The following is a 21,990-nucleotide window of genomic DNA, read 5'->3' as shown; positions in this document are numbered from 1 at the left end:
GGTTAGCGTGGCAGGAGTGATCTACGAGATTCGTGAGTACACCACCGTTCCCGGCCGGTTGCCTGCCTTGGTGAAGCGCTTCACCGAGCACACCACACGGTTGTTCGCGAAGCACGGGATGGGGCACTCGTTCCTGTCCACCACGGAGCTTGGCGCGAACTCGAACAACGAACTCGTCTACGTCATGACGTTCGAGGACTACCACGACATGGCGACGAAGTGGGCGGCGTTCCAGGCCGACCCGGAGTGGCGGGAGGTCCGCGCGGCCAGCGAGGCCGACGGTCCGATCGTCGCGTCGATCTCGCGTCGGGTGCTGCGGGGGATCCTGTGAGCCGGACGCTCCCGTTCGAGGGCGTCGACAACGTCCGCGACGTCGGTGGCCTCCCGCTCGCCGGTGGCGGAACGACCCGCCACGGAGTGCTGCTGCGCACCGGATCGCTGCACTTCGCCACGGCCGCCGACGTCGAGCGGCTCGTCGACGGCTTCGGGCTGACGCTCGTGCTCGATCTGCGCACGCCCCGCGAGATCGACCGCGACGGCCCCAGCCCGGTCGCGACGGCCGGTGTCGAGACGGTGCCGCTGACGTTCATCGGGGCGAGCCGCGAGTACCTCCCCGAGACCGGCGACGACACCGACCCGCTGCTGCGCAACTACCTCGGCTACCTCGGCGACCATCCGGCCAACGTCGCCGAGGCGGTCCGGCGGCTCGCCGCGGCCGACGCCGGGCCCGCCCTCGTGCACTGCGCGGCGGGCAAGGACCGGACCGGTGTGCTGGTGGCGCTGGTGCTCGACGTCGTCGGGGTGGAGCGCGCCGAGGTGGTGGCCGACTACGCGCTGTCGGCGGAGAACGTCGAGGCGATGTTCCGCCGCTGGACCACCGCCGCCGGGGAGGAGATGCCGGCCGACCTCACCCCGCACAAGCCCCGCGCCGCCGTGATGGAAGCCGTGCTGGCCCACCTCGACGCTGAGCACGGCGGCGCCGCGGGCTGGCTGCGCGCCAACGGCCTCACCGACGACGACCTGACCCGGCTACGCGCACGGTTCGCCGGTTAGGGGAGCTCCTCGATCGCCACGGCGGTGTCGAGCTTGCGCAGGGCCCACGGCTCACCGGTCACGGCGGGCCAGCCCCGGCGCCGCGCGCTGAGCGTGACCTGACCGGCCGACAGGTCGTCCCCCCCGGCCTCGGCCATCAGCAGGCCCGACTCCTGCGCGGCGCGGGGGTCGAGCTGGTCGATCACGGTGATCGGGAGGTCGAGCAGCACCCCGAGCGCCGCGTGGTGCTCGGGCGAGAGCACCGACCACGCCTTGCTCAGCGCGGCACTGGGCACGGCGAGCACGATGTTGGCCTCCACCGCGGCCCACACGAGCGCGCGGACGTACACCGGACGACCGGTGGCGAAGGCGATGAGCGCGGAGGCGTCGAGCACCCGGCCGCCGATCACTGAGCGTCACCCATGCCGGGCGCCTAGACCGCGGCCGCAGGCGGCGCGAGCCGCAGCGTCTTGCGGGCCTCGTCGAGCTCGTCGGGGGGCGGCGGGCCGCCGTAGAGGTCCTCGAGGGTAGCCAGCGTCCGCTCGCGGACCTGGCGTGCCGCCACGGCCTCGGCGATGTAGGCCGACATGCTCGACGCCGCCCCGCGGCGCACCGCGCCCCGGGCCTCGTCCACCAGGTCGGCCGGCAGGCTCACCGTCACACGCTCGCTGCGCATGTGCGGAGAGTACTGGGCCGTGCGGGTTCGTGCACACAGAACCTCTGGGACGGGCGGCGCAGGTCGACCGGTGCCCGGTGATCCGCGAGTCGCTGGATCTGCGCCCGCGAGTCGCTGGATCTGCGCCCGCGAGTCGCTGGATCTGCGCCCGCGAGTCGCTGTGCGTCGACGGCAATCTCACCGAACGGCAGCGGCAAACTCGCCGGGGTGGGCGGCAAACTCGCCGGGGGTGGGCGGCAAACTCGCGGGTCAGGTGGGGTCGGTGCCTCGGACGGCGGCCACGAACAGGGCCAGGGCCGCCAGGAGGGCCGTCGTTGCCAGCCACGTCCCCGCCCCGCCGCCGTCGACCACCGTCCAGAGGGCCGCGACGAGGGGGGCCGGGGCCGTCAGGGGGAGGTCGGCGAGCAGTTGCCTGCGCAGCGGGGCGTACGCCGAGGCACGGGCCACGGCCGTGGCGTCGGGACGCGCGGGGTTGTCGGTGCGGTGCCCGCGCGGTTCGCTCGACCGCACCGGGCCGCTCGGCGGGACCAGCCGCCCGTCGATCTCGGCGGCGACGTACCGGTGCCGCAGCGGGTCGCCGCGCAGCCGGACCGACGCGGGCGAGGGGAGCACGGGCAGGGCCGGGTCGAAGTGCAGGGGGATCCAGCGCGGCGGGACCGTCGCGGTCTCCAGCCACGAGCGCCCGGTGAGCCCCGACCGGATCCGGACCCGCCCGACGTCGAGCGTGCGCGGCGGCTGCGCGAGCGCACGGCCCCGGGAGAGCACCTGCCACGTCCCGACGGCCACGACGAGGACCGCCACGAGTCCGGCGAGGACGAGCGTGCCCAGCGCGCGGTCGGCGCCGGCGAGGACGGCGGCGCCGGGGATCAGCGGCGGCCCCGAGGAGGAGTAGGCCACCTCGGTGCGGGTGCCGACCGGCGGCGGTGGCCCGGCGAGCTCGACCGGGTCGCTCCGCTCGATGCCGCCGGTCGGGATCCACGTGAGGGTCACCGCGTCCCCGTCGACGGCCGTGACGGTGCCGAACGTGCGCTCCGTCGCGGCTCCGAGGACCGACGTCGCCGACGCGAACGCCGTGCCCGCCAGGACGGCGAGCACGGCGCACACGGTCAGGACCAGCGCGGACGTGACGAGCCCGTACCGCAGGGCGCGGGGGGCCGCGGTCACGTCCGCGCCGAGGATCATCCGGCGGTGAAGCCGGAGTCGACGTACTCGAAGTCGGCGTTGCCGCGGGCTCCGAAGTTGGCCAGCGTGGAGCGCACCGCGTACGCGCCGGTGGCGGAGTACAGCGGCAGCTGCGGCATCTGCTGCCAGATGAGCTCGTCGATCTCGTTGCCGAGCTCCGCGCGGCGCGCATCGTCGAGTTCCTGGAAGGCCTCGGCGTACAGCGCGTCGATCTCCGGGGTGCCGATGCTGCCGTAGTTCTGGTCGCCGGTGGTCCCGTAGATGTTCTGGGTGGACTGCACCGGGAAGGGGGTGCCGCCCCAGACGAATCCGACCATGTCGAAGTCGCCCGGAGTCACGTACTGGTCGAACAGGTCGGCCGACGCGGCCGGCACGAACTCCACTCCCACACCGATCGCCGTCAGCTGGGAGGCGACGAGCTGCGAGATCTGGTCGCTGATCGGGTTGCCGGCCGTGGTGACGAAGCGCAGGTTCAGCGGCTGCCCGTCCTTGGTGCGGACCTGCCCCGCTCCGGGGGACGTCCAGCCCAACCCGTCGAGGGCCGCGGTCGCGGCGGCGGGATCGAAGGCGACCGGGGCTGAATGGTCGACGTAGTTCTCCGAGCCCTCCGGGTACAGGTAGCTCCCGTACGGGCCGGCGTCCGGCACGATCTGCCCGACGAGAGCGGTCGCGACGATCTGCCGGTCGATCCCCTGCGCGACGGCGCGACGCAGCGCCGGATCGGCAAGGATCGCGCCCGGCCCGCCGTTGAAGGTGATGTGGTTGTACTGCGGCGGGGCGGCCTGGCGGATCTCGACCCCGGCGATGCCCTGTGCGCGCTGGAACAGATCGACGCTCGACCCGATCTCGTAGAAGTCGATCTCGTTGTTGGCCAGGGCGTCGGCCAATGCGTCGCGCTCCACGACGCGGTAGATGATGCGGTCGAGCTTGGCCGGTTCGCCCCACCAGTTGTCGTTGCGAACCAGCGTGATCGTCTGGGCGGTGGTGTCGACCGTCTCAAGCCGGAACGGGCCCGCTGTCAGCGGCATGGCGTTGATCCAGCCCTCGTTGAACGTGGCCGGATCGGTGTTCGTCGACGCCGGGTAGATACCGTCGACGAAGATGCTCTTCCACTCGGCGAACGTCGTGCCGAACGTCGCGACGGCCTGCTTGTCGTCGACCCCGCGCTCGACCGAGGTGATGGCGTCGTAGCCAGAGGTGCCGGCGACGAGGAACGCCTCGTTCGTGCCGTTGAGGGCCTGCCATTGCGCCTGCATGTCGACCCAGGTGATCGGGGTTCCGTCGTCCCAGGTGGCTTCTGGGTTGATGGTGTAGGTGACGACCTGCGGATCCTGCGAGGTTAGCTCGATGCTGGTGAAGTAGTCCTCGTTCACCGCCACGGTGCCGTCCGCCTGCGCCACGAAAGCACGCGGGATGACCGCGTCCATCACCTCCTTGTTCTCCCCGAGCGTGCCGTCGAGCTGGTTGCGGTTGAAGTTGTCCGGGATCGCATCGAGCACCCAGCGCAGGTCGCCGCCGTCCTGTACCTGGTCGCGGGGCAGCGGGTTGGTGTCGTTCTCCCCGGCGCCCTCGGTGGCCCCGGCCAGCCCGCCACCCTGCGCGCCACCTCCGCCCACGCCGCCGCAACCGGCCAGCACCAGTGCCGCGGTGGCGGCCAGTGCCGCCAGTACCGCTGATCTCGATCGCATACGGGTTCCTCTCGGTGTCACAGCAGTCGGTGTCACAGCAGTCGGTGTCACAGCACGGCGTGCGGTGCGGCGAAGTGGCAGGCCACCTCGTGGTCGGCGGTGGAGCGGGCCTGCCGCTGCGGGTCGTCGGTGACGCACCGCTGCCGGTCGGCCTCGTCGAGCGTCAGGTGGCGGAAGCAGCGGGTCCGGAACCGGCAGCCGGACGGTGGGTCCGCCGGGCTGGGCATGTCGCCGGTGAGCAGGATCCGTTCCCGCGCCCGCTCGACGGCCGGGTCCGGGATGGGGATCGCCGAGAGCAGGGCCTGGGTGTACGGGTGCTCGGGGGCGGTGAAGACCGTGGCGACGTCACCGATCTCGACGATCCGCCCGAGGTACATGACGGCGACGCGGTCGGCGATGTGCCGCACCACCGACAGGTCGTGCGCGACGAACAGGTACGCGAGCCCGAGCCGGACGCGCAGCTCCTCCAGCAGGTTGATCACCCCGGCCTGGATCGAGACGTCGAGCGCGGAGACCGGCTCGTCGAGCACCAGCAGCTTCGGCTCCAGCGCGAGCGCGCGGGCGATCCCGATGCGCTGGCGCTGCCCGCCGGAGAACTCCGCCGGGTAGCGCCCGGCATGCTCGGGCCGCAGCCCGACCAGCCGCAGCAGCTCCGGCACCCGCCTGCGGATCTCCTCGGGCGGGACGCGGTGCGTCGAGAGCGGCTCGGCGATGATGTCGTGCACCGGCATCCGCGGGTCGAGCGAGGCGATCGGGTCCTGGAACACGACCTGGACGTCGCGGCGCAGCGCGGTGCGGTCGCGCCGGCTCAACCCTCCGACGTCGCGACCGAGCACCTCGACGCTCCCGCGCTCCGGCGGCGTCAGCTCCAGGATCTCGGTCAGCGTGGTGGTCTTGCCGCAGCCGGACTCGCCGACCAGGGCCAGCGTCTCGCCGGACCGCACGTCGAAGCTGACGCCGTCGACGGCCTGCACGGTGCCGACGCGGCGGCGCAGGATCGACCCCGCCGTCACGGGGTAGTGCTTGACCATGTCCTCGACGCGCAGCACGACGTCCCGCTGCGAGCGCGGGACCTCGGGGGCCGCCTCGATCACCGGCACGTCGAAGACCTGCGCTGCGTCGCGGCGCACGAGGTCGCCGCTGCGGTGGCACGCCGCGTGGTGGCCGGGGCGCACGGCGTCGAGCGTCGGTTCGGTCTCCCGGCACAGGTCGACGGCGAGTGGGCACCGCGGCTCGAACGGGCAGCCCGGCGGCAGCTCGGCCAGCGACGGAGGCTGCCCCTCGATCGGCACGAGCGGCTGCCGCGGTCCGGCGTCGAGGCGGGGGATGGAGCCGAGGAGCCCCAGCGTGTACGGCATCCGCGGGTACTCGTAGAGCTCGTCGACGGGTGCGGTCTCCACCGCGCGTCCGGCGTACATGACGAGCACGCGGTCGGCGACGCCCGCGACGACCCCGAGGTCGTGGGTGATCAGCACGATCCCGGCGCCGGTGACCTCGCGGGCGGTCCTGAGGACGTCGAGGACCTGCGCCTGGACCGTGACGTCGAGGGCGGTCGTCGGCTCGTCGGCGATGATCAGGTCGGGGTCGTTGGCGATCGCCATCGCGATCACCGCGCGCTGGCGCATGCCGCCGGAGAACTCGTGCGGGAACGCGCTGACGCGGTCGCGGGCGTGGGGGATACCGACGAGGTCGAGCAGCTCGATCGCCCGGGCCCGCGCATCCGTCTTCGACATGCCGCGCCGGTGGATCCGCAGCGCCTCGACGATCTGCGCGCCGACCGTGTGGACCGGCGTCAGCGCGGAGAGCGGGTCCTGGAACACCATCGCGACGCGCCTGCCGCGGATCTCCGAGAGCTCGGCGTCGGAGCGGCCGAGCAGTTCGGTGTCGCGGAACCGCACCGAGCCGGTGACGCGCGCCTGCCCGGGCAGCAGCCCCATCACGGCCATCGACGACACCGACTTGCCCGACCCCGACTCGCCGACGATCCCCAGCACCTCGCCGGGCGCCACGTCGTAGCTCAGGCCGCGCACCGCGTCGACGCGCCCGGCCTCGCTCGGGAACGACACCGACAGGTCGCGGACGGAGAGCACCGGGCCCGAGGGCCCGGCCGCAGGGTCGCCGAGCATGCGGTCGGTAAGCGTCACGCCGACCCCATCCGGCCGGCATCGGAGCTCGAGTCCAGCGCGTCGCGCAGGCCGTCGCCGACGAGGTTGAACGACAGGATCGCGACCACGAGGAAACCCGCGGGGAACAGGAACAGCCACGGGTAGGTCTGCGACGACCCCAGCCCCGACGCGATCAGCGTGCCGAGGGAGACGTCGGGCGGCTGCACGCCGAACCCGAAGAACGACAGCGTGCTCTCCCCGAGGATCGCGACGCCCATCCCGATCGTCGCGTCGACGATCAGCAGCGAGGACATGTTGGGGAGGATGTGCCGAAAGATGATCTTCCACGGCGGGACGCCCATGAACTTCGCGGCCTTGACGAACTCGCGCTCGCGCAGCGACAGCGTCAACCCGCGGACGATCCGGGCCGCGATCATCCAACCGAACCCGGCCAGCAGCACGACGAGGATCAGGAAGCTGCCCCCGGCGAACGCGGGGGACAGGATCGCGATGACGAGGAACGCCGGCAGCACGAGCATGAGGTCGACGACCCACATGAGAACGCGATCGGTCCAGCCGCCGAAGTAGCCCGCCGCCGCGCCGACGACCGCGGCGAGCGCGGTCGCGATCAGGCCGACGAGCAGGCCGATGATCAGCGACTTCTGCAGCCCGACCATGGTCTGGGTGAACAGGTCGCCGCCGATCTGCGTGGTGCCGAACCAGTGGTCGGCCGACGGGCCCTGCAGGAACGCGGTGTAGTCGAGCTCGGAGTAGGACCACGGGCTGAACAGCGGCGCGACGTAGGCGAGGAGGAACAGCACCACCACGACCACGACGCCGACCATCGCCGAGCGGCTGCGCAGGAACCGGCGCAGCACCAGCCGTCCGCGGGAGGTGAGCACGTCGGCGGGTCCGGGTTCGGCGACCGGTGAGGTGCCGCCGGAGACAGGGGTGGACACGGCGTCACCTGATCCTGATGCGCGGGTCGAGCGCGGCGTAGAGGACGTCGGACAGCCAGCCGGAGACGAGGATCAGCACGGCGGCGAAGAGCGTCACGATGGCGACGATGTTGGTGTCCTGGCGCTGCACGCCGTAGACGAACCAGTCGCCCATCCCGAACCAGCCGAAGATCCGCTCGGTCAGCACCGCCCCGGTGAGCAGCAGCCCGAAGCCGAACGCGAACAGCGTGGCCATCGGGATCAGCGCGGTGCGCAGGCCGTGGGTGAACAGGGCGCGGCGGCGGGTGAGGCCCTTCGCGCGGGCGGTGCGCAGGAAGTCGCTGCCGAGCACGTCGAGCATCGCGCTGCGCTGGTAGCGGCTGTAGAGGGCGATCTGGCCGAGTGCGATCGCGAGCGTCGGGAGCACGAGGTGCTGCAGTCGGTCGACGAGCTCGGCGAACGCGCTGCCCTGGAAGCTGGGCGTCACCTCGCCCTGGAAGAACAGGATCGTGGTGCCGGCGGCGGCGTTGAGCTCGAGGCCGCCGAACTTGAGCAGCTGCGCGAGCACGAACACCGGCGTCGAGAGCAGCACGAACGAGAACACGGTGCTGACGTAGTCGCTCACCTTGTACTGGCGGATCGCGCCCGCGACGCCGACGACGACGCCGATCGCGATCCCGATGACGGTGCCGAGCAGCAGCAGCCGCAGGCTGACGCCGACGCGGGCGAACAGCTCGGCCCCGATGTCGGTCCCGGTGACGGTCGTGCCGAAGTCGCCGCGCAGGACGTCGCCGAGCCAGCCCAGGAAGCGCAGCGGGATCGGGTCGTCGAGCCGCAGCTCGGCGCGCTTGGCCAGGATGACCTCGGCCGGCGGCGGTGGCGTGCGCTCGTAGTAGCTGGCGAGCGGGTTGAACGTCAGCGAGGCCAGCGAGAACGTCGCGAATGCGGCGATGAAGCAGAGCGCGACGTAGTTGGCGAGCCGTCGCAGCAGGAACCCCGCCATGCCCCTCCTCGCCCTCCGGACGGCGGATCACGCCCTGTCCGGCTCGATGCCCGGGGCGGAAGCGGTGGTCCGCCTGGGCTACTGGCCGGTACTCTGAGCAGACGCGTGTGTGATACGCGTGAAGCAGTTGCGCAGTCGTGTCCGGAATCGGTCACGAGGGGTCGCGATGTGACTCGACCGGGGTGGGTGCCCTGTTACGCCGTCCGGGTCCGCTGTGGATGCGGGCCCGGCACCGGGGTGGCACGGTGGAGCGATGCCACCCGCCAGGGCGACGCCCGTCAACGCCACCGCCGCGTCCCTCCTCGGCCTGCTCCACGAGGGGCCGATGAGCGGCGGCGAGCTGGTGGCGGCGGCGGGGGAGCGGTTCGGGTCGTTCTTCGCGGTGACCCGCAGCCAGGTGTACCGGGAGCTGCCCACCCTCGCCGCGGCGGGGCTGCTCAAGCCGGGCAAGCAGGGGCCGCGGGCGTCGCAGCAGTACGCGATCACCGCGGCGGGCCGTCGCTCCTTCACGGCGTGGCTGACGGCGGGCACCGCGTCCGACCCCGTCCGCAGCCCGCTCGTGCTGCGGCTGCTGCACTCCGGCTCCCTCCCCCCGAAGCAGCGGGCCGCGCTCGTCGGCGACAGCCGGGAGGCCTACGCGGAGCGGCTGACGGCCGCGAAGGCCGTGGCGAAGGGGGAGCGCGACCCGTACCGCAGGGCCGTCGCCGACTTCGCCGTCGCCCACACCCGCGCCATGCTCCGGCTGCTGGACGCCGTCCCGGACTCCTGAGCCCCCCGCGTACGCTGGAGCGTTGTGAACCCCGACGCCGCAGCCGACCACAAGGAACTCACCACCACGCTGGAGAGCATCGAGGCGGTCACCGACCTGCCCGCGCTGCGCGTCGAGATCGCCGACCTCGAGGACCAGGCGGGCCAGCCCGACCTGTGGAACAACCCGGACGAGGCGCAGAAGGTCACCAGCCGGCTCGCCTACGCCACCGGTGACGTGCGGCGGCTCGAGGAGCTGCGCCGTCGTCTCGACGACCTGCCCCTGCTCTACGAGCTGGCCGAGGACGAGGGCGACGCGGGCGCGCTGGCGGAGGCCGACGCGGAGCGCGCCAAGCTGCGCGCCGACGTCGAGGCCCTCGAGGTGCGCACGTTGCTCTCGGGCGAGTACGACCAGCGCGAGGCCCTGGTCACGATCCGCGCCGGCTCCGGTGGCGTCGACGCCGCCGACTTCGCCGAGATGCTCATGCGCATGTACCTGCGCTGGGCCGAGCAGCACGGGTACGGCGTCGACGTCTACGACACCTCCTATGCGGAGGAGGCGGGCCTCAAGTCGGCCACCTTCGCCGTCCACACGCCCTACGCCTACGGGACGCTGTCGGTCGAGCAGGGCACCCACCGGCTCGTCCGGATCTCGCCGTTCGACAACCAGGGCCGCCGCCAGACCTCGTTCGCAGCGGTCGAGGTGACGCCGGTCGTCGAGACCAGCGACCACATCGAGATCGACGAGAAGGAACTGCGCGTCGACGTCTACCGGTCGTCGGGGCCGGGCGGTCAGGGCGTCAACACCACCGACTCGGCGGTGCGGCTGACCCACCTGCCCACCGGCATCGTGGTGTCCTGCCAGAACGAGCGGTCGCAGATCCAGAACAAGGCGTCGGCGATGATGGTGCTGCAGGCCAAGCTGCTGGTGCGGCGCAAGGAGGAGGAGCGGGCCCTGATGGACTCGCTCAAGGACTCCGGCGACGCCTCGTTCGGCAACCAGATGCGCTCCTACGTGCTGCACCCGTACCAGATGGTGAAGGACCTCCGGACCAACCACGAGGTCAACAACCCCGCCGCGGTGCTCGACGGCGACATCGACGGGTTCATCGAGGCGGGCATCCGCTGGCGGCGCAACGAGGCCAACAGCACCGACTGACCGCGGACACCGTCCGCAGGGCCGGACCGGCGGCACCGAGTCCCCCGCGAGTCCCCCGATCACCGCCCGCGGGTCCCCCGTCTCGCGCCAGGAGTTCCTCGTCCCGCGCCCGCGAGTCGCTGCTTCCGGGCCCGCGAGTCGCCATTTCTGCGCCCGCGAGTCGCTGTTGCCCCGCCCGCGAGTCGTGTCGGTGCGCGATCACGGGCGCTGGTCCGCCTGCATCCTCGTCATGATCAGCGTCCGGGAACGGGCGCCGTGCCCTGGCCCGCAGCCGGCTCCCATTCAGTGATCTTGGGCGGCCGGCGGTGTTCTGACAGTCGCTGCCGCCCGCCCCGGCGCTCCGGGCCACCGGGCGCGAGGTGGAGGACGGGTCGGGCGTGGAAGCGGCGACTCGCGGGCGGGGAGGCAGCGACTCGCGGGTGGGGATCGGGGGCTCGCGGGGTGGTGGGCGGGGGGAACCTGCCCAGTGGTCGGTGTGCCGCGCCGAGGGGGCGGGTCGCGTGACCGCCCTCGCCCCCCGTCTGGGTACCGTGCCCGGGTGATCCGCCTCGAACGCGTCACGAAGACGTACAAGACGTCCACGCGCCCAGCGCTGGACCGGGTCTCGGTGAACGTCGAGAAGGGGGAGTTCGTCTTCCTCATCGGGCCGTCCGGGTCCGGCAAGTCGACGTTCCTGAGGCTGCTCCTGCGCGAGGACGTCCCGACGCGCGGCAGCATCTTCGTCTCCGACATGGACGTCGCGAAGCTGCCGCGGCGCCGCGTGCCCAAGCTGCGCCAGCGCATCGGGTGCGTGTTCCAGGACTTCCGGCTGCTGCCGAACAAGACCGTCGGCGAGAACGTCGCGTTCGCGCTCGAGGTCATCGGAAAGTCCAGCGGGACGATCCGCAAGGTCGTGCCCGAGGTGCTCGACCTCGTCGGGCTCGGGGGCAAGGCCGACCGGCTCCCGAACGAACTGTCCGGCGGTGAGCAGCAGCGCGTGGCCATCGCGCGCGCGTTCGTCAACCGGCCGCTCGTGCTGCTGGCCGACGAGCCCACGGGCAACCTCGACCCGGACACCAGCCAGGACATCATGCTGCTGCTGGAGCGGATCAACCGCACGGGCACGACGGTGGTCATGGCGACGCACGACCACTCGATCGTCGACTCGATGCGCCGCCGCGTCGTGGAGCTGGACATGGGCCAGGTCGTGCGCGACGAGATCCGCGGGGTCTACGGGGTCGGTCGGTGAGGGCCGACTTCGTCACGCGGGAGGTCTTCACGGGCCTGCGCCGCAACGTCACGATGACGATCGCGATGGTGCTGACCACCGCGATCTCGCTGGGCCTGGTCGGCACCGGGCTGCTCGCCGTCCGCACGATCGACCGCACCGAGCAGCTCTACAGCGACCGCGTCGAGGTGCAGGTCGCGCTGACGGCGGACGTGTCCGCCGCCGACACCGACTGCAGCCAGCCGGTCTGCCAGGGGCTGCGGACGACGCTGGAGAACTCCCCGCTCGTCGACTCGGTGCGGTTCGAGAGCCAGCAGCAGGCCTACGAGCGCTACCTGGAGCTGTTCGAGGGACAGGCCCTGGCCGACGTCGTGCGGCCGCAGTCGCTGCCGGCGACGCTGCGGGTCCGGCTCGCCGACCAGGAGGCCGGGGCCGCGGCCGTCACGCAGGCGATGACCGGGCAGGTCGGCGTCCGCAACATCATCGACCAGCGCGCCGTCGTCGCCAAGCTGTTCGACTTCCTCGGCGGCGTCCGCAACGTGACGTTCGCGCTCGCGCTGGTGCAGGCCGTCGCGGCGCTGTTGCTGATCTCCAACACCGTGCAGGTCTCGGCGTACACCAGACGCACCGAGGTCGGCGTCATGCGCCTGGTCGGGGCCACGCGCTGGTACACCCAGCTCCCGTTCCTCATCGAGGCGGTGGTGACGGGGCTGGTCGGCGCACTGATCGCGTCGGCGGGGCTGCTGGCGGGCAAGTACCTGTTCATCGACCAGCTGCTGTCGGGGATCGTCTCCAACGGGGTGGTGCCGCCGATCGAGCTGGCCGACATCATCTGGGTCTCGCCGATCCTGGTGATGGTCGGCGCCGGGATCGCCGCCGTCACCGGGTACGTGACGCTGCGCCTGTACGTGCGGCTCTAGATCGGCAACCCGGTAGCCCCTCCGCGTAGGCTGGAGAGGTGAAGGAGACGGGCCGGAAGGTGATCGCGCAGAACCGCCGTGCGCGCCACGACTACTCCATCCTCGACGAGTACGAGGCGGGCGTCGCGCTGCTCGGCACCGAGGTGAAGAGCCTGCGGCTGGGCCGGGCGTCGCTGGTCGACGCGTTCGCCACCGTCGACGACGGCGAGATCTGGCTGCGCGGCCTGCACATCCCGGAGTACACGCAGGGCAGCTGGACCAACCACGAGCCCCGCCGCACCCGCAAGCTGCTGCTGCACCGCGGCGAGATCGACCGCCTGATCGGCAAGATCAAGGAGGGCGGGCTCTCGCTGGTGCCGCTGTCGCTGTACTTCTCCGACGGCAAGGTCAAGTGCGAGCTGGCGCTGGCCAAGGGCAAGAAGTCCTACGACAAGCGCACCGACCTCGCCAAGCGCGACGCTCAGCGGGAGATCCAGAAGGCGTTCGGCCGGGCCGCGAAGGGTCGGGCCCGCGAGATGCGCTCGTGACGGTCCCCGCGCCGCCCACGTCCGATGCCGACGTCCCGCGCTTGCTCGACGACCTCGGCCTGCCCGGACTCGTCGACGTCCACGTGCATTTCCTGCCCGACAACGTCATGGACAAGGTCTGGGCCTACTTCGACCGCGCGGAAACGCACTACGGGCGGGCCTGGCCGATCCACTACCGCACCCCGGTCGACGATCGGCTGGGCGCGTTGAAGGAGTTGGGCGTCACGGCGTTCGCGCCGCTGGTCTACCCGCACAAACCGGGGATGGGGCGCTGGCTGACGGAGTGGGTCACCGACTTCGCCGCCCGGACCGACGGCGCCGTGCGCACGGCCACGCTGTTCCCCGAGCCCGACGTCGCCGACTACCTCGGTGCGGCGGTCTCCGCGGGTGCGCGGGCGGTGAAGGTGCACGTGCAGGTCGGGGGCTTCGACCCGCGTGACCCGCTGCTGCGCCCGGCATGGGGGCTGCTCGCCGACGCGGGCGTGCCGGCGATCGTGCACTGCGGCCACGGTCCGATCCCCGGGGAGCACACCGGCCTCGACGTGTTCGGCGAGGTGCTGGCCGAGCACCCGCGGCTGCCCGTGGTGCTCGCGCACGCCGGGATGCCCGACTTCGTGGGCGCGCTCGACCTCGTGCGCCGCCACGAGCACGTGCACATCGACACGACGATGGTCGGCACGCCGTACTCGCAGGCGATGGCGCCGCTGCCGGACGACTGGGCGGCGCGGCTCGTCGACGTCGCCGACCGGGTGGTCTACGGCTCCGACTTCCCGAACATCCCCTATCCCGCGTACGAACAGGTCGCGGCGGTGGCGGGGTGGGCGGCGGCCGACGACCGCCTCGGCGCGGGGTTCCTGCGCTCGGTGCTGCACGACACGCCCACCCGGCTGCTCGGCCTGTAGCCGCACACGGGCCGCGGGGGCGACACGCAGGTCCGGACCCGTGTGTGCGGGCCCCGGGAGGTGTGTGCGAGCCGAACCGGGATGAATCCTCGGCCGCGAGGCGTTAGTCTGTTCTGACGCCCGACGGTCGGGCGCGCAGGGGGTGAACGGTTTCGACTTCGTTCGTCGATCAAGGGGAAGCGTGCCGAGGAAGGCGACGATGATCTCGTTAACCATCCGTCGCAAATTTATAAGCGCCGATTCCAATCAGCGCGACTTCGCCCTCGCCGCCTGAGCGAGTGTGAGTCTGTCGGCCCGCGGGTGCTCCCGCCGCGGATCCCGGCATCAGCTAGGGAGCTCACCTGTCCGCCCGGTCGCGGGGCGGACGGGGACACCAAACAGCGACTGGGATCGTCACTCCGGCTCGTTCGCATGACCGGGGGATCCGAGTAGAGGCATAGCGGACTGCGCACGGAGAAGCCCTTGTGGAGCGACGGAGGACCCGGGTTCGATTCCCGGCACCTCCACCCCTGACAGAGCCCCCGCCGACACCGTCGGCGGGGGCTCCGTCCTTCCGGTGCCCAAGTCGTTGGCATCACTATTGGTGCGGCCGAACGGGGACGCCGAAGAGGACCGCCGCCACCTTTCCGATGGCCCGGGGCGCGTGTCCCTTCGACCCTCCGCCGGCACCGACGCCGCTGCGCGAGCACGAGCCCGTCAGCCGGGTCCGGCTGTGGGACGGCACCGGGGCGTGGCTCGTCACCCGGAACGCCGACGTCCGCGCCGTCCTGTCCGACCCGCGCGTTTCAGCTCCGACATGCCCACGCCCGGCTACACGAGACCACGGCCAACCAGCTGGCGCCCGGCACGCTCGTGCTGCTGGAGCACCCCGAGCAGGCCGCGGAGCTGCGCGACACCGACGACCCGCAGGCGGTCCGCAACGCCGTCGAGGAGCTGCCGCGGCTGCTGGCGATCGTGCACAACGCGCGCGCCCGCGTCGCCATCGAGGATGTGGAGATCGGGGGCTGCGGCGGTTACCGGACCTGCGCGTGGTCCGGGAACCGGACGAACTGGACTACAGGAGCGACAAGGTCGTCTACGGCGTGCACGGGGCGCCGGTGAGCTGGTGACCTGCACAAGAAGGTCTCGGCGATTCCGGGGAGCGGTGGCACACTCTCCGGCGTGACGCCCCTGTCTCGTGGCGAGAACCGGCCGCTGACCGGCGACCGGGTCTCGGTCTCGATCGCCTCCCCCGTCCCGGTCGACGTCTCCGCGCTGCTCCTCGGCCCGAACGGCCGGGTGCGCAGCGACGGGGACTTCGTGTTCTTCAACAACCCCGTCGGCGCCGGGGTCACGCACCACCACGGTCGGGGCCGGGGCGATCTCGTCCAGGTCGACCTGGCTGCGGTCCCGGCCGACGTGGAGACCGTCGTGGTCACCGCGAGCCTGGACGGATCGGGCCCGGCGACGTTCGGCCAGGTCGCGCCGCCCGTCGCCACCGCGAACGAGTACTCGTTCGAGATGGCGGGGCTGCGCACCGAGTCGGCGGTGGTCTGCGTCGAGATCTACCGGCGCCAGGGCGGTTGGAAGGTGCGGGCGGTCGGGCAGGGCTTCGACGCCGGGCTGGCCGGCATCGCGTCGGAGTACGGCGTGAACCTCGACGACGACCCGCCCGCCGCGCCCCCGGCCCCGCAGCCCCCGGCCCCGCAGCCGGCTGCACCGGCCGCTGCGCCTCCGCCCGTGCCGTCGTCGTGGCCCCCGCAGGGTCAGCCGTCGCCGCCCCCCGTCCCGGCACAGCCGGCCCCCGCGCCGGACCGGTTCGCGCTCTTCCCGGACGCGCAGCAGCCGCCTGGCGCGCACCCGCCCGCCGCGTCCGCTCCGGCCGTCGGCCACCCGCCGTCGGCACCTCCCGGGTACCCGCCCGGTGCGCACCCCCCCGCCGGCTACCCGCCTGCACCTCCCGGTGGGTACCCGCCGCCCGGCGCGTACCCGCCGCCCGCGGCCCAGCAGCCGCCGCCCGCCCCGTACCCGCCGTCCGCCCCGCAGACCCCCGCCCCGCAGCCGTACGCGCCGTCGCCCGAAGGAGCCCCGCCCATGCAGAGCGACCTGTTCAGCCCCGACCACGCCGAGGTCGCCGGGCAGGGCATCCAGAAGCAGGGCGGCAAGATGGCCCGGGTCTCGATGGGGGGCGGCGACCTGATGGCCCGCGCCGGGTCGATGGTCGCCTACCAGGGCGACCTGCGGTTCGAGGCGCTCGGGTCCGGCGGCATCGGCAACATGATCCGGCAGCGGCTCACCGGTGAGGGCGTGCCGCTGATGAAGGTCAGCGGGCGCGGCGACCTGTTCCTCGCCAACGCGGCCAGCGACGTCCACCTGATCGACCTCGACGGCTCCGACGGCCTGACGATCAACGGAGCCAACGTGCTCGCGTTCGACTCCTCGCTGTCCTACCGCATCGCACGGGTCTCCGGCGCCGCCGGTTTCGCCAGCAACGCGGGGCTGTTCAACTGCGAGTTCACCGGGCGCGGCCGCATCGCGATCACGACCGAGGGCACGCCGGTCGTGCTCAACGTGGACCAGCCGACCTACGCCGACCCGCAGGCGGCCGTCGCGTGGTCGGCGAGCCTGCAGACCGGTCTGACCAGCAACGACACGTTCAACATCGGCACGCTGATGGGACGCAGCACCGGCGAGCGGTACACGCTGTCGTTCACCGGGCGCGGCTTCGTCATCGTGCAGCCCTCGGAGCTCCCGCCCGGTGGTCTCGTCGCCGGGACCGGCGGCGGGGAGCAGGCCGGCCAGGGCGGCGTCGGCGGCGTGCTGGGCGGGCTGCTCGGCGGCCGGTAGGGCAGGCTGGGCGGATGGACCGTGCGCATGATCTCGTCGTCTACGGCGCCACCGGCTACGTCGGGGAGCTGACCGCCGCGTACCTCGCCGAGCACGCGCCCGCGGGCGTCCGGATCGGGTTGGCGGGGCGGTCCCGGGCGAAGCTGGAGGCCGTCCGCGGCCGGCTGCCGCAGGGGGCCCGCGACTGGCCGCTGCTGGTCGCCGACTCCGCAGACGCCGACGCACTGGCGGCGCTCGCCGGGTCCACCCGGGTGCTCGTCACGACCGTGGGCCCCTACGCCCGCTACGGGCTGCCGGTGGTCGAGGCCTGCGCGCGGGCGGGCACGCACTACGCCGACCTCACCGGCGAGGTGCTGTTCCACCGCGACGCGATCGACGCCGTCGACAAGATCGCCCGGGACACCGGCGCGAAGATCGTGCACTCCTGCGGCTACGACTCGATCCCGTCCGACCTCGGCGTGTTCGTCCTGCACGAGCGCGCCGCGGCCGACGGGGCCGGCGGGCTCGTCGACGTCGATCTCGTCGCGAGCGCGAAGGGCGGCTTCAGCGGCGGCACGATCGACTCGATGCGCGCGCAGGTCGAGGCGGTCGCGGCCGACCCGTCGCGGCGGCTCGTCGTCGGCGACCTGCACTCGCTGAGCCCGGAGCGCGCGGCCGAGCCGGTGCCCCGCCAGCCCTCCGACGCACCCCTGCCCGGACGCCGGGGCGAGCGCGGGACGTGGACCGCCCCGTTCGTCATGGCCTCCTACAACACGCGGATCGTGCGGCGCAGCAACGCGCTGCTCGACTTCGCCTACGGCCGCTCCCTGAGCTACGGCGAGTCGATGGGACTGGGTACCGGGCCGGTCGGGGCCGTCGTCGCGGTGGGCGTCACCGCCGGGCTCGTGGGGCTGCTCGCCGGGTTCTCGACGGCCCCGACCCGCGCGGTGCTCGACCGCCTCCTGCCCAAGCCGGGTGAGGGCCCGAGCGAACGGGCGCGCGCGGCGGGGTGGTTCCGCATGGACATCGAGGCGACGACCGACAGCGGCCGCCGTTACCACGCGAAGGTCGCGGGGACGGGCGATCCCGGGTACGCCGCGACGGCCGTCATGCTCGGGGAGAGCGGGCTGTGCCTGGCGCTCGACGACCTGCCCGACCGTGCGGGTTCCCTCACCCCGGCCACGGCGATGGGATCGGCACTGGTCGAGCGGCTGGTCACGGCCGGGCACACCTACACGGTCACCGACCGGAGGTAGGCGGGCCAGCTGCCGTGGCTGCTGATGTCCCGCGCGCCGGGTGGCCTGCGGACGCAGACGATCCCGAGCGCGGAACCGTCGGCGAGCTCGACCGGCCCGATCCCCAGCGGGGAGGGCAGGGCGCAGACGAGCGCGCCGATCGCGTCGACGGGGATCCGGTGCAGCTCCACCTCGACGGCCGCCCCCCCGTCGTCGACGGCGACGAGTCCGCCGCGCGGCACCCCCGGCCCGGGCAGCGTGACGAGCCGGTACGCGGGCGCGGTGTGGACCTGCCGCTCGAACCGTGCGCCGAGGGCGACCAGCTCGGGGTGCAGGGGCTGTCCGGTGCGGTGGGCGGCCACCACGGCGAGCAGGGCGGAGGCGCCCTGCTCGCCGTGTCGTGCGCGGTCCGTCATGCGAGGGGCACCTCGGAGACGTGCGCCGCGACGATCCGCCACCCCTGCGGGAACCGGAACCAGGTCTGGCTCTGCCGGCCCTCGGTCCCGCTGCCGGGGTGGTCGAACAGGGTGGTGACGACGGCGGTGTCGTCCCCGAGCGGCACCACCGCGGTCTCGCGGAGCCGTCGCCCGGGTGGGACGCCCGGGTGCTCGCGCCGCCATGCCAGGATCTCCTCGGCGCCGTCCTGGCGGTCGGCGACGCCGAAGCGGCGGCACCGCGGGTCGTCCCAGAACAGCTCGGTCAGTACGGCGAGATCCCCGTCGAGCAGGGCCCGCTCGTAGCGCTCGAACGCGGCGCGCACGTCCTCCCCGGTCACAGTGGGGTGGCTCTGCTCCCACCCGGCCGCAGTGAAGCCACCCCACTGCGAGCCGGGGTCGGCGGAGCGGGTCACGCGGTCGCCGGGCGGGTCGTGTCCATCGGGGCCAGCGCCGCTGCCGGTTCCTCCGCCGCCCGCTGGGCCGGGAGCTCCGTGTCGGTCGTCGCCGTCTCCTCGGTGTTCTTCGTGAGGAGCCCGAAGGCCAGCAGGATGATCCCGGCGAACAGGTAGCCCAGCGCGATCTGGCCGCCGACGTTCCAGCCCACCGACTCGGCGTGGATCAGCCCGATGAAGCCCAGCGCTGCGCCGATGAAGCAGTAGATCGCGGCCGGGACGAACTTCTTGTCGATGATGAACACGACGATCGAGCCGAGCACCATGCCGGCGAGGATCGCGCCGCCGCCGAGCAGCAGCGTGCCGTGGTAGACGAGCCCGGCGTTCGCGAAGCCCTCCTCGCCGACCTCGGCGGGGGTGGCACCGGCCGCGCCGACGGCGTTGGTCATCAGCCCGCCCGCCCACGACGCGATGTTCGGGATGATCGCGAACACCACCGCGATCGCGTGCCGCTTCGGCACCTCCTGGAACGCCTGGGCGCCGATCAGCAGGCCGATGTAGAGCAGGATCGGGACGATCGCCGGCAGCGGGAGCAGGGCCCCGAGCAGCGAGAACATGCCGAGGAAGCACATCAGGGCGATGAAGACCCCCGACGCGAGGGAGTAGCTCGTGCGGCCGCCTGCGGCCTTCCAGCCGGGATGGCCGATGTAGACGGCGGGCGGGAACGGGCAGCCCATCGCCGCGCCGACGATCGCACCGGCACCGTCGGCCCCGAGGATCGCGCGCAGGTTGTACTCGTCGCCCGCCGCCGCGGCGCTCTCGACGTTGGCCATGCCCTCGGTGAAGTTGTAGATGCCGAGCGGGATGGCCGTCGCGAGCAGCGGGGCGACGTTGGCCAGGCCGTCGACCAGGCGGGGGATGTCGAACGTCGGCAGCGAGAGCGCGACGTCACCGGCCGCGTCGATCACGTTCGGCACCGACATGTAGCCGCCGATCCAGCCGATCGCGGAGCCGACGAGCAGCGCCGCGAGGCCGACGGGGATGTCGCCCGGCAGCTTCAGGTCGGTGAAGAAGCCGATCAGGATGATCACCATGACCGGGAAGGCGATCCACAGCGCCTCCCACATCTGGGCGGCGGGGCGCATCGAGATGAACGCGATCGAGATGCCGGCGAGCGTGCCGAGCATGGCGGCCTGCGGCGTGTACTTGCGGATGAACGGACCGACGAACGCCCCGACCAGCACGATGATCCCGATGATGAACGACCACGCGAGCCCCGAGGTCCATGCGACGATCGGGTCGCCCGTCGCCAGGTAGATCGGCAGCATGATCACGAAGACGACGATGAACATGTGCGGCACCGACGGGCCGTAGGGCATCGCGCAGACGTCGGTGCGGTTCTCGCGGCGGGCCAGGCGGCGCGCGAGGTAGGTGTAGTAGACGTTGCCGATCAGCAACTGCACGCCGAGCGCGGGGAGGATCACCCCGAACACGTCCGCGCCGGGGATGTTGACGACGCCGAGGCAGAGCCCGGAGAGCACCAGCACGTTGACCAGGGTGTTGAAGCCCAGGCCGAAGAACGCGTTGGTGTCGCCGGAGACCCACCAGGAGAGCGTGATCGGTTCTTTCTCGACGGTCGTCATGACGGGATCTCCTGGAGGGTGAGGGCCGAGAGGAAGGCGGACGAGGGGGCGACCCAGCCGAAGATCCCGCCCTGGGCGGAGATCATCTCCAGGCCCACGCGCTGGAACTCGGGGAAGTAGGAGCCGACGCAGTCCGACAGCACGAGGCACTCGTAGCCGCGGTCGTTGGCCTCCCGGACGGTGGTGTGCACGCACACCTCGGTCGTGACGCCCGTGACGATCAGGCTGGTGATGCCCAGCTCGGCGAGCTCGGCGCCGAGCGAGGTGCCGTGGAACGACCCCTTGCCCGGCTTGTCGATGACGAGCTCGCCGGGCAGCGGCGTCAGCTCGTCGATGATGTCGTGGCCGTACTCGCCGCGGACCAGGATGCGGCCCTTCGGCCCGGGCGCGCCGATGCGCAGCGACGGGTCGCCGCGGTTGAGCTTGGCCGGCGGGCAGTCCGACAGGTCGGGGACGTGGCCCTCCCGCGTGTGGATCACGGTGAGGCCGACCTCGCGGGCGGTGGCGAGCACGATCTGCAGCGGTGGCACGACGGCCTGCAGCCACGAGACGTCGTTGCCGAGGGTCTCGCCGAAACCTCCGGGCTCGACGAAGTCGCGCTGCATGTCGATGATCACCAGCGCGGTCGTGGCCGGGTCGAACTCGAAGGGGTAGGGGTCGGCGGGCAGGCTTCTCACGCTGTGGTCCCCTCGATGACGGCGGTCGACGTCGCGACCGCCCCGAAGACCCCGCCCTGCATGGTCACCATGTGCAGCGCGGCGTCGTGGTTGGACGGGTCGGTGGCGCCGGTGCAGTCGGAGAGGATCAGGCACTCGTAGCCGCGGTCGTTCGCCTCGCGCATGGTCGTGTGCACGCAGACGTCGGTGGTGATGCCGGTCAGGACGATGTGCGTGATCCGGTTCGTGCGGAGCACCAGGTCCAGGTTGGTGGCGTAGAACGCGCCCTTGCCCGGCTTGTCGAGCAGAACCTCACCGGGGATCGGGGCGACCTCCGGCACGATCTCCCAGCCGGGTTCCCCGCGGACGAGGATCCGCCCGGTGGAGCCGACGCTGCCGATCTCCGCGCCGATCCGGGCGCTGCGCCAGCGTTTGTTGGCGGGCAGGTCGGAGAGGTCGGGGGAGTGCCCCTCGCGGGTGTGGATCACCAGCATCCCGGTGGCCCGGGCGTGCTCCAGCATCCGAGCGGTGGCCGGCAACCCGGCTCGGGTGAGCCCGATGTCGTAGCCCATCCGGTCGACGTAGCCGCCGGGCCCGCAGAAGTCGACCTGCCAGTCGATGCAGATCAGCGCGGTGTGCGCGGCGTCGACCGATCCGTCGTAGGGCCAGGGGTAGGGGTTCGCGGCGACGGGCCCGATCCGGGCCCTCGTCTGCACCGTCGCGGTCATGTCGGCTC

General features: G+C 72.4%; 23 protein-coding genes and 1 other RNA gene. 12 read left to right on the top strand and 12 right to left on the bottom strand.

The genetic code is table 11. The annotated features are described in order from the left end of the window. Nucleotides 1-16 precede the first annotated feature (16 nt). On the top strand, nucleotides 17-331 hold the full coding sequence (locus I4I81_RS19215; protein WP_218603998.1) for an NIPSNAP family protein: 315 nt from the start codon (nucleotides 17-19) through the stop codon (nucleotides 329-331). After that, a complete protein-coding gene (locus I4I81_RS19210; protein WP_218603997.1) occupies nucleotides 328-1,053 on the top strand; it encodes a tyrosine-protein phosphatase in 726 nt (241 codons plus the stop codon). The genes I4I81_RS19215 and I4I81_RS19210 overlap by 4 nt, the downstream gene beginning before the upstream one ends. Here the strand turns inward: I4I81_RS19210 and I4I81_RS19205 are convergent. The 7 genes from I4I81_RS19205 to I4I81_RS19175 form a co-directional block, all read right to left on the bottom strand. Continuing rightward, nucleotides 1,050-1,442, bottom strand: coding sequence for a PIN domain-containing protein (locus tag I4I81_RS19205; protein WP_218603996.1), 393 nt, complete (start codon nucleotides 1,440-1,442; stop codon nucleotides 1,050-1,052). The two genes, I4I81_RS19210 and I4I81_RS19205, sit on opposite strands and share 4 nt — an antisense overlap. A gap of 23 nt (nucleotides 1,443-1,465) precedes the next feature. Next, a complete protein-coding gene (locus I4I81_RS19200) occupies nucleotides 1,466-1,708 on the bottom strand; it encodes a ribbon-helix-helix domain-containing protein (protein WP_185719846.1) in 243 nt (80 codons plus the stop codon). Nucleotides 1,709-1,957: 249 nt separating this feature from the next. Beyond that, the gene (locus I4I81_RS19195) at nucleotides 1,958-2,872 is read right to left on the bottom strand and encodes a hypothetical protein (RefSeq protein ID WP_218616235.1); all 915 of its coding nucleotides are present in this window, start codon (nucleotides 2,870-2,872) and stop codon (nucleotides 1,958-1,960) included. Nucleotides 2,873-2,886: 14 nt separating this feature from the next. After that, nucleotides 2,887-4,578 carry an ABC transporter family substrate-binding protein gene (locus I4I81_RS19190; RefSeq protein WP_218604802.1) on the bottom strand — a complete coding sequence of 564 codons (1,692 nt, stop codon included), beginning with the start codon at nucleotides 4,576-4,578 and terminating at the stop codon, nucleotides 2,887-2,889. Nucleotides 4,579-4,625: 47 nt separating this feature from the next. Then, nucleotides 4,626-6,722: an ABC transporter ATP-binding protein gene (locus I4I81_RS19185; RefSeq protein WP_308187690.1), complete on the bottom strand. Its 2,097-nt coding sequence runs from the start codon at nucleotides 6,720-6,722 to the stop codon at nucleotides 4,626-4,628. Further along, a complete protein-coding gene (locus tag I4I81_RS19180; RefSeq protein ID WP_226363457.1) occupies nucleotides 6,719-7,642 on the bottom strand; it encodes an ABC transporter permease in 924 nt (307 codons plus the stop codon). The genes I4I81_RS19185 and I4I81_RS19180 overlap by 4 nt, the downstream gene beginning before the upstream one ends. Nucleotides 7,643-7,646: 4 nt before the next feature. Beyond that, nucleotides 7,647-8,624 carry an ABC transporter permease gene (locus I4I81_RS19175; protein WP_218604803.1) on the bottom strand — a complete coding sequence of 326 codons (978 nt, stop codon included), beginning with the start codon at nucleotides 8,622-8,624 and terminating at the stop codon, nucleotides 7,647-7,649. Between the two features lie 253 nt (nucleotides 8,625-8,877). On the opposite strand from I4I81_RS19175, the gene I4I81_RS19170 reads away from it, so the two are divergent. The 10 genes from I4I81_RS19170 (at nucleotide 8,878) to I4I81_RS19120 (ending at nucleotide 18,147) form a co-directional block, all read left to right on the top strand. After that, nucleotides 8,878-9,393: a helix-turn-helix transcriptional regulator gene (locus I4I81_RS19170; RefSeq protein WP_218604804.1), complete on the top strand. Its 516-nt coding sequence runs from the start codon at nucleotides 8,878-8,880 to the stop codon at nucleotides 9,391-9,393. Nucleotides 9,394-9,417: 24 nt separating this feature from the next. Beyond that, nucleotides 9,418-10,530, top strand: a complete 1,113-nt coding sequence (gene prfB, locus I4I81_RS19165) for a peptide chain release factor 2 (protein ID WP_218604805.1) — start codon at nucleotides 9,418-9,420, stop codon at nucleotides 10,528-10,530. A gap of 538 nt (nucleotides 10,531-11,068) precedes the next feature. Beyond that, nucleotides 11,069-11,758, top strand: coding sequence for a cell division ATP-binding protein FtsE (gene ftsE, locus I4I81_RS19160; RefSeq protein WP_185719839.1), 690 nt, complete (start codon nucleotides 11,069-11,071; stop codon nucleotides 11,756-11,758). After that, nucleotides 11,755-12,657 carry a permease-like cell division protein FtsX gene (ftsX, locus tag I4I81_RS19155; protein ID WP_218606165.1) on the top strand — a complete coding sequence of 301 codons (903 nt, stop codon included), beginning with the start codon at nucleotides 11,755-11,757 and terminating at the stop codon, nucleotides 12,655-12,657. The genes ftsE and ftsX overlap by 4 nt, the downstream gene beginning before the upstream one ends. 38 nt (nucleotides 12,658-12,695) lie before the next feature. Further along, nucleotides 12,696-13,184: an SsrA-binding protein SmpB gene (smpB, locus tag I4I81_RS19150; protein ID WP_218606166.1), complete on the top strand. Its 489-nt coding sequence runs from the start codon at nucleotides 12,696-12,698 to the stop codon at nucleotides 13,182-13,184. Continuing rightward, complete coding sequence (locus I4I81_RS19145) at nucleotides 13,181-14,086, top strand: amidohydrolase family protein (RefSeq protein WP_218616234.1); 906 nt, start codon at nucleotides 13,181-13,183, stop codon at nucleotides 14,084-14,086. Before smpB ends, I4I81_RS19145 begins: the two co-directional genes overlap by 4 nt. Before the next feature lie 138 nt (nucleotides 14,087-14,224). Further along, nucleotides 14,225-14,595: a transfer-messenger RNA gene (gene ssrA / locus I4I81_RS19140) on the top strand. A gap of 343 nt (nucleotides 14,596-14,938) precedes the next feature. Further along, on the top strand, nucleotides 14,939-15,187 hold the full coding sequence (locus I4I81_RS31620; protein ID WP_372453726.1) for a hypothetical protein: 249 nt from the start codon (nucleotides 14,939-14,941) through the stop codon (nucleotides 15,185-15,187). A 60-nt stretch (nucleotides 15,188-15,247) separates the two neighbouring features. Continuing rightward, the gene (locus tag I4I81_RS31205) at nucleotides 15,248-16,912 is read left to right on the top strand and encodes an AIM24 family protein (protein WP_218616233.1); all 1,665 of its coding nucleotides are present in this window, start codon (nucleotides 15,248-15,250) and stop codon (nucleotides 16,910-16,912) included. Nucleotides 16,913-16,926: 14 nt separating this feature from the next. Next, nucleotides 16,927-18,147, top strand: a complete 1,221-nt coding sequence (locus I4I81_RS19120) for a saccharopine dehydrogenase family protein (RefSeq protein WP_218604578.1) — start codon at nucleotides 16,927-16,929, stop codon at nucleotides 18,145-18,147. On the opposite strand, the gene I4I81_RS19115 is transcribed toward I4I81_RS19120, so the two are convergent. The 5 genes from I4I81_RS19115 to biuH are packed head-to-tail and all read right to left on the bottom strand — an operon-like array spanning nucleotide 18,123 to nucleotide 21,982. Next, entirely contained in the window at nucleotides 18,123-18,542 is a 420-nt protein-coding gene (locus I4I81_RS19115; protein ID WP_218604579.1) for an allophanate hydrolase-related protein, read from the bottom strand. The genes I4I81_RS19120 and I4I81_RS19115 overlap by 25 nt on opposite strands. Beyond that, the gene (locus I4I81_RS19110; protein ID WP_226363456.1) at nucleotides 18,539-18,976 is read right to left on the bottom strand and encodes an AtzH-like domain-containing protein; all 438 of its coding nucleotides are present in this window, start codon (nucleotides 18,974-18,976) and stop codon (nucleotides 18,539-18,541) included. The genes I4I81_RS19115 and I4I81_RS19110 overlap by 4 nt, the downstream gene beginning before the upstream one ends. Then, nucleotides 18,973-20,598, bottom strand: a complete 1,626-nt coding sequence (locus I4I81_RS19105) for a regulator (RefSeq protein ID WP_218604580.1) — start codon at nucleotides 20,596-20,598, stop codon at nucleotides 18,973-18,975. The genes I4I81_RS19110 and I4I81_RS19105 overlap by 4 nt, the downstream gene beginning before the upstream one ends. After that, nucleotides 20,595-21,275, bottom strand: a complete 681-nt coding sequence (locus I4I81_RS19100) for a cysteine hydrolase family protein (RefSeq protein WP_218604581.1) — start codon at nucleotides 21,273-21,275, stop codon at nucleotides 20,595-20,597. The genes I4I81_RS19105 and I4I81_RS19100 overlap by 4 nt, the downstream gene beginning before the upstream one ends. Continuing rightward, entirely contained in the window at nucleotides 21,272-21,982 is a 711-nt protein-coding gene (gene biuH / locus I4I81_RS19095) for a biuret amidohydrolase (protein WP_218604582.1), read from the bottom strand. The genes I4I81_RS19100 and biuH overlap by 4 nt, the downstream gene beginning before the upstream one ends. Nucleotides 21,983-21,990 lie beyond the last annotated feature (8 nt).

Origin of the sequence: Pseudonocardia abyssalis (assembly GCF_019263705.2) — a bacterium.
Taxonomy (GTDB): Bacteria; Actinomycetota; Actinomycetes; order Mycobacteriales; family Pseudonocardiaceae; genus Pseudonocardia; species Pseudonocardia abyssalis.
The sequence above is the reverse complement of the archived record's forward strand: the minus strand, read 5'-3'. Positions and strand labels throughout refer to the sequence as shown.

Coding starts and splice junctions, on each gene's coding strand:
- biuH (WP_218604582.1), bottom strand. CDS start 21,982: ATGACCGCGACGGTGCAGACGAGGGCCCGGATCGGGCCCGTCGCCGCG.
- I4I81_RS19115 (WP_218604579.1), bottom strand. CDS start 18,542: ATGACGGACCGCGCACGACACGGCGAGCAGGGCGCCTCCGCCCTGCTC.
- I4I81_RS19200 (WP_185719846.1), bottom strand. CDS start 1,708: ATGCGCAGCGAGCGTGTGACGGTGAGCCTGCCGGCCGACCTGGTGGAC.
- I4I81_RS19120 (WP_218604578.1), top strand. CDS start 16,927: ATGGACCGTGCGCATGATCTCGTCGTCTACGGCGCCACCGGCTACGTC.
- I4I81_RS19175 (WP_218604803.1), bottom strand. CDS start 8,624: ATGGCGGGGTTCCTGCTGCGACGGCTCGCCAACTACGTCGCGCTCTGC.
- I4I81_RS19170 (WP_218604804.1), top strand. CDS start 8,878: ATGCCACCCGCCAGGGCGACGCCCGTCAACGCCACCGCCGCGTCCCTC.
- I4I81_RS19190 (WP_218604802.1), bottom strand. CDS start 4,578: ATGCGATCGAGATCAGCGGTACTGGCGGCACTGGCCGCCACCGCGGCA.
- I4I81_RS19105 (WP_218604580.1), bottom strand. CDS start 20,598: ATGACGACCGTCGAGAAAGAACCGATCACGCTCTCCTGGTGGGTCTCC.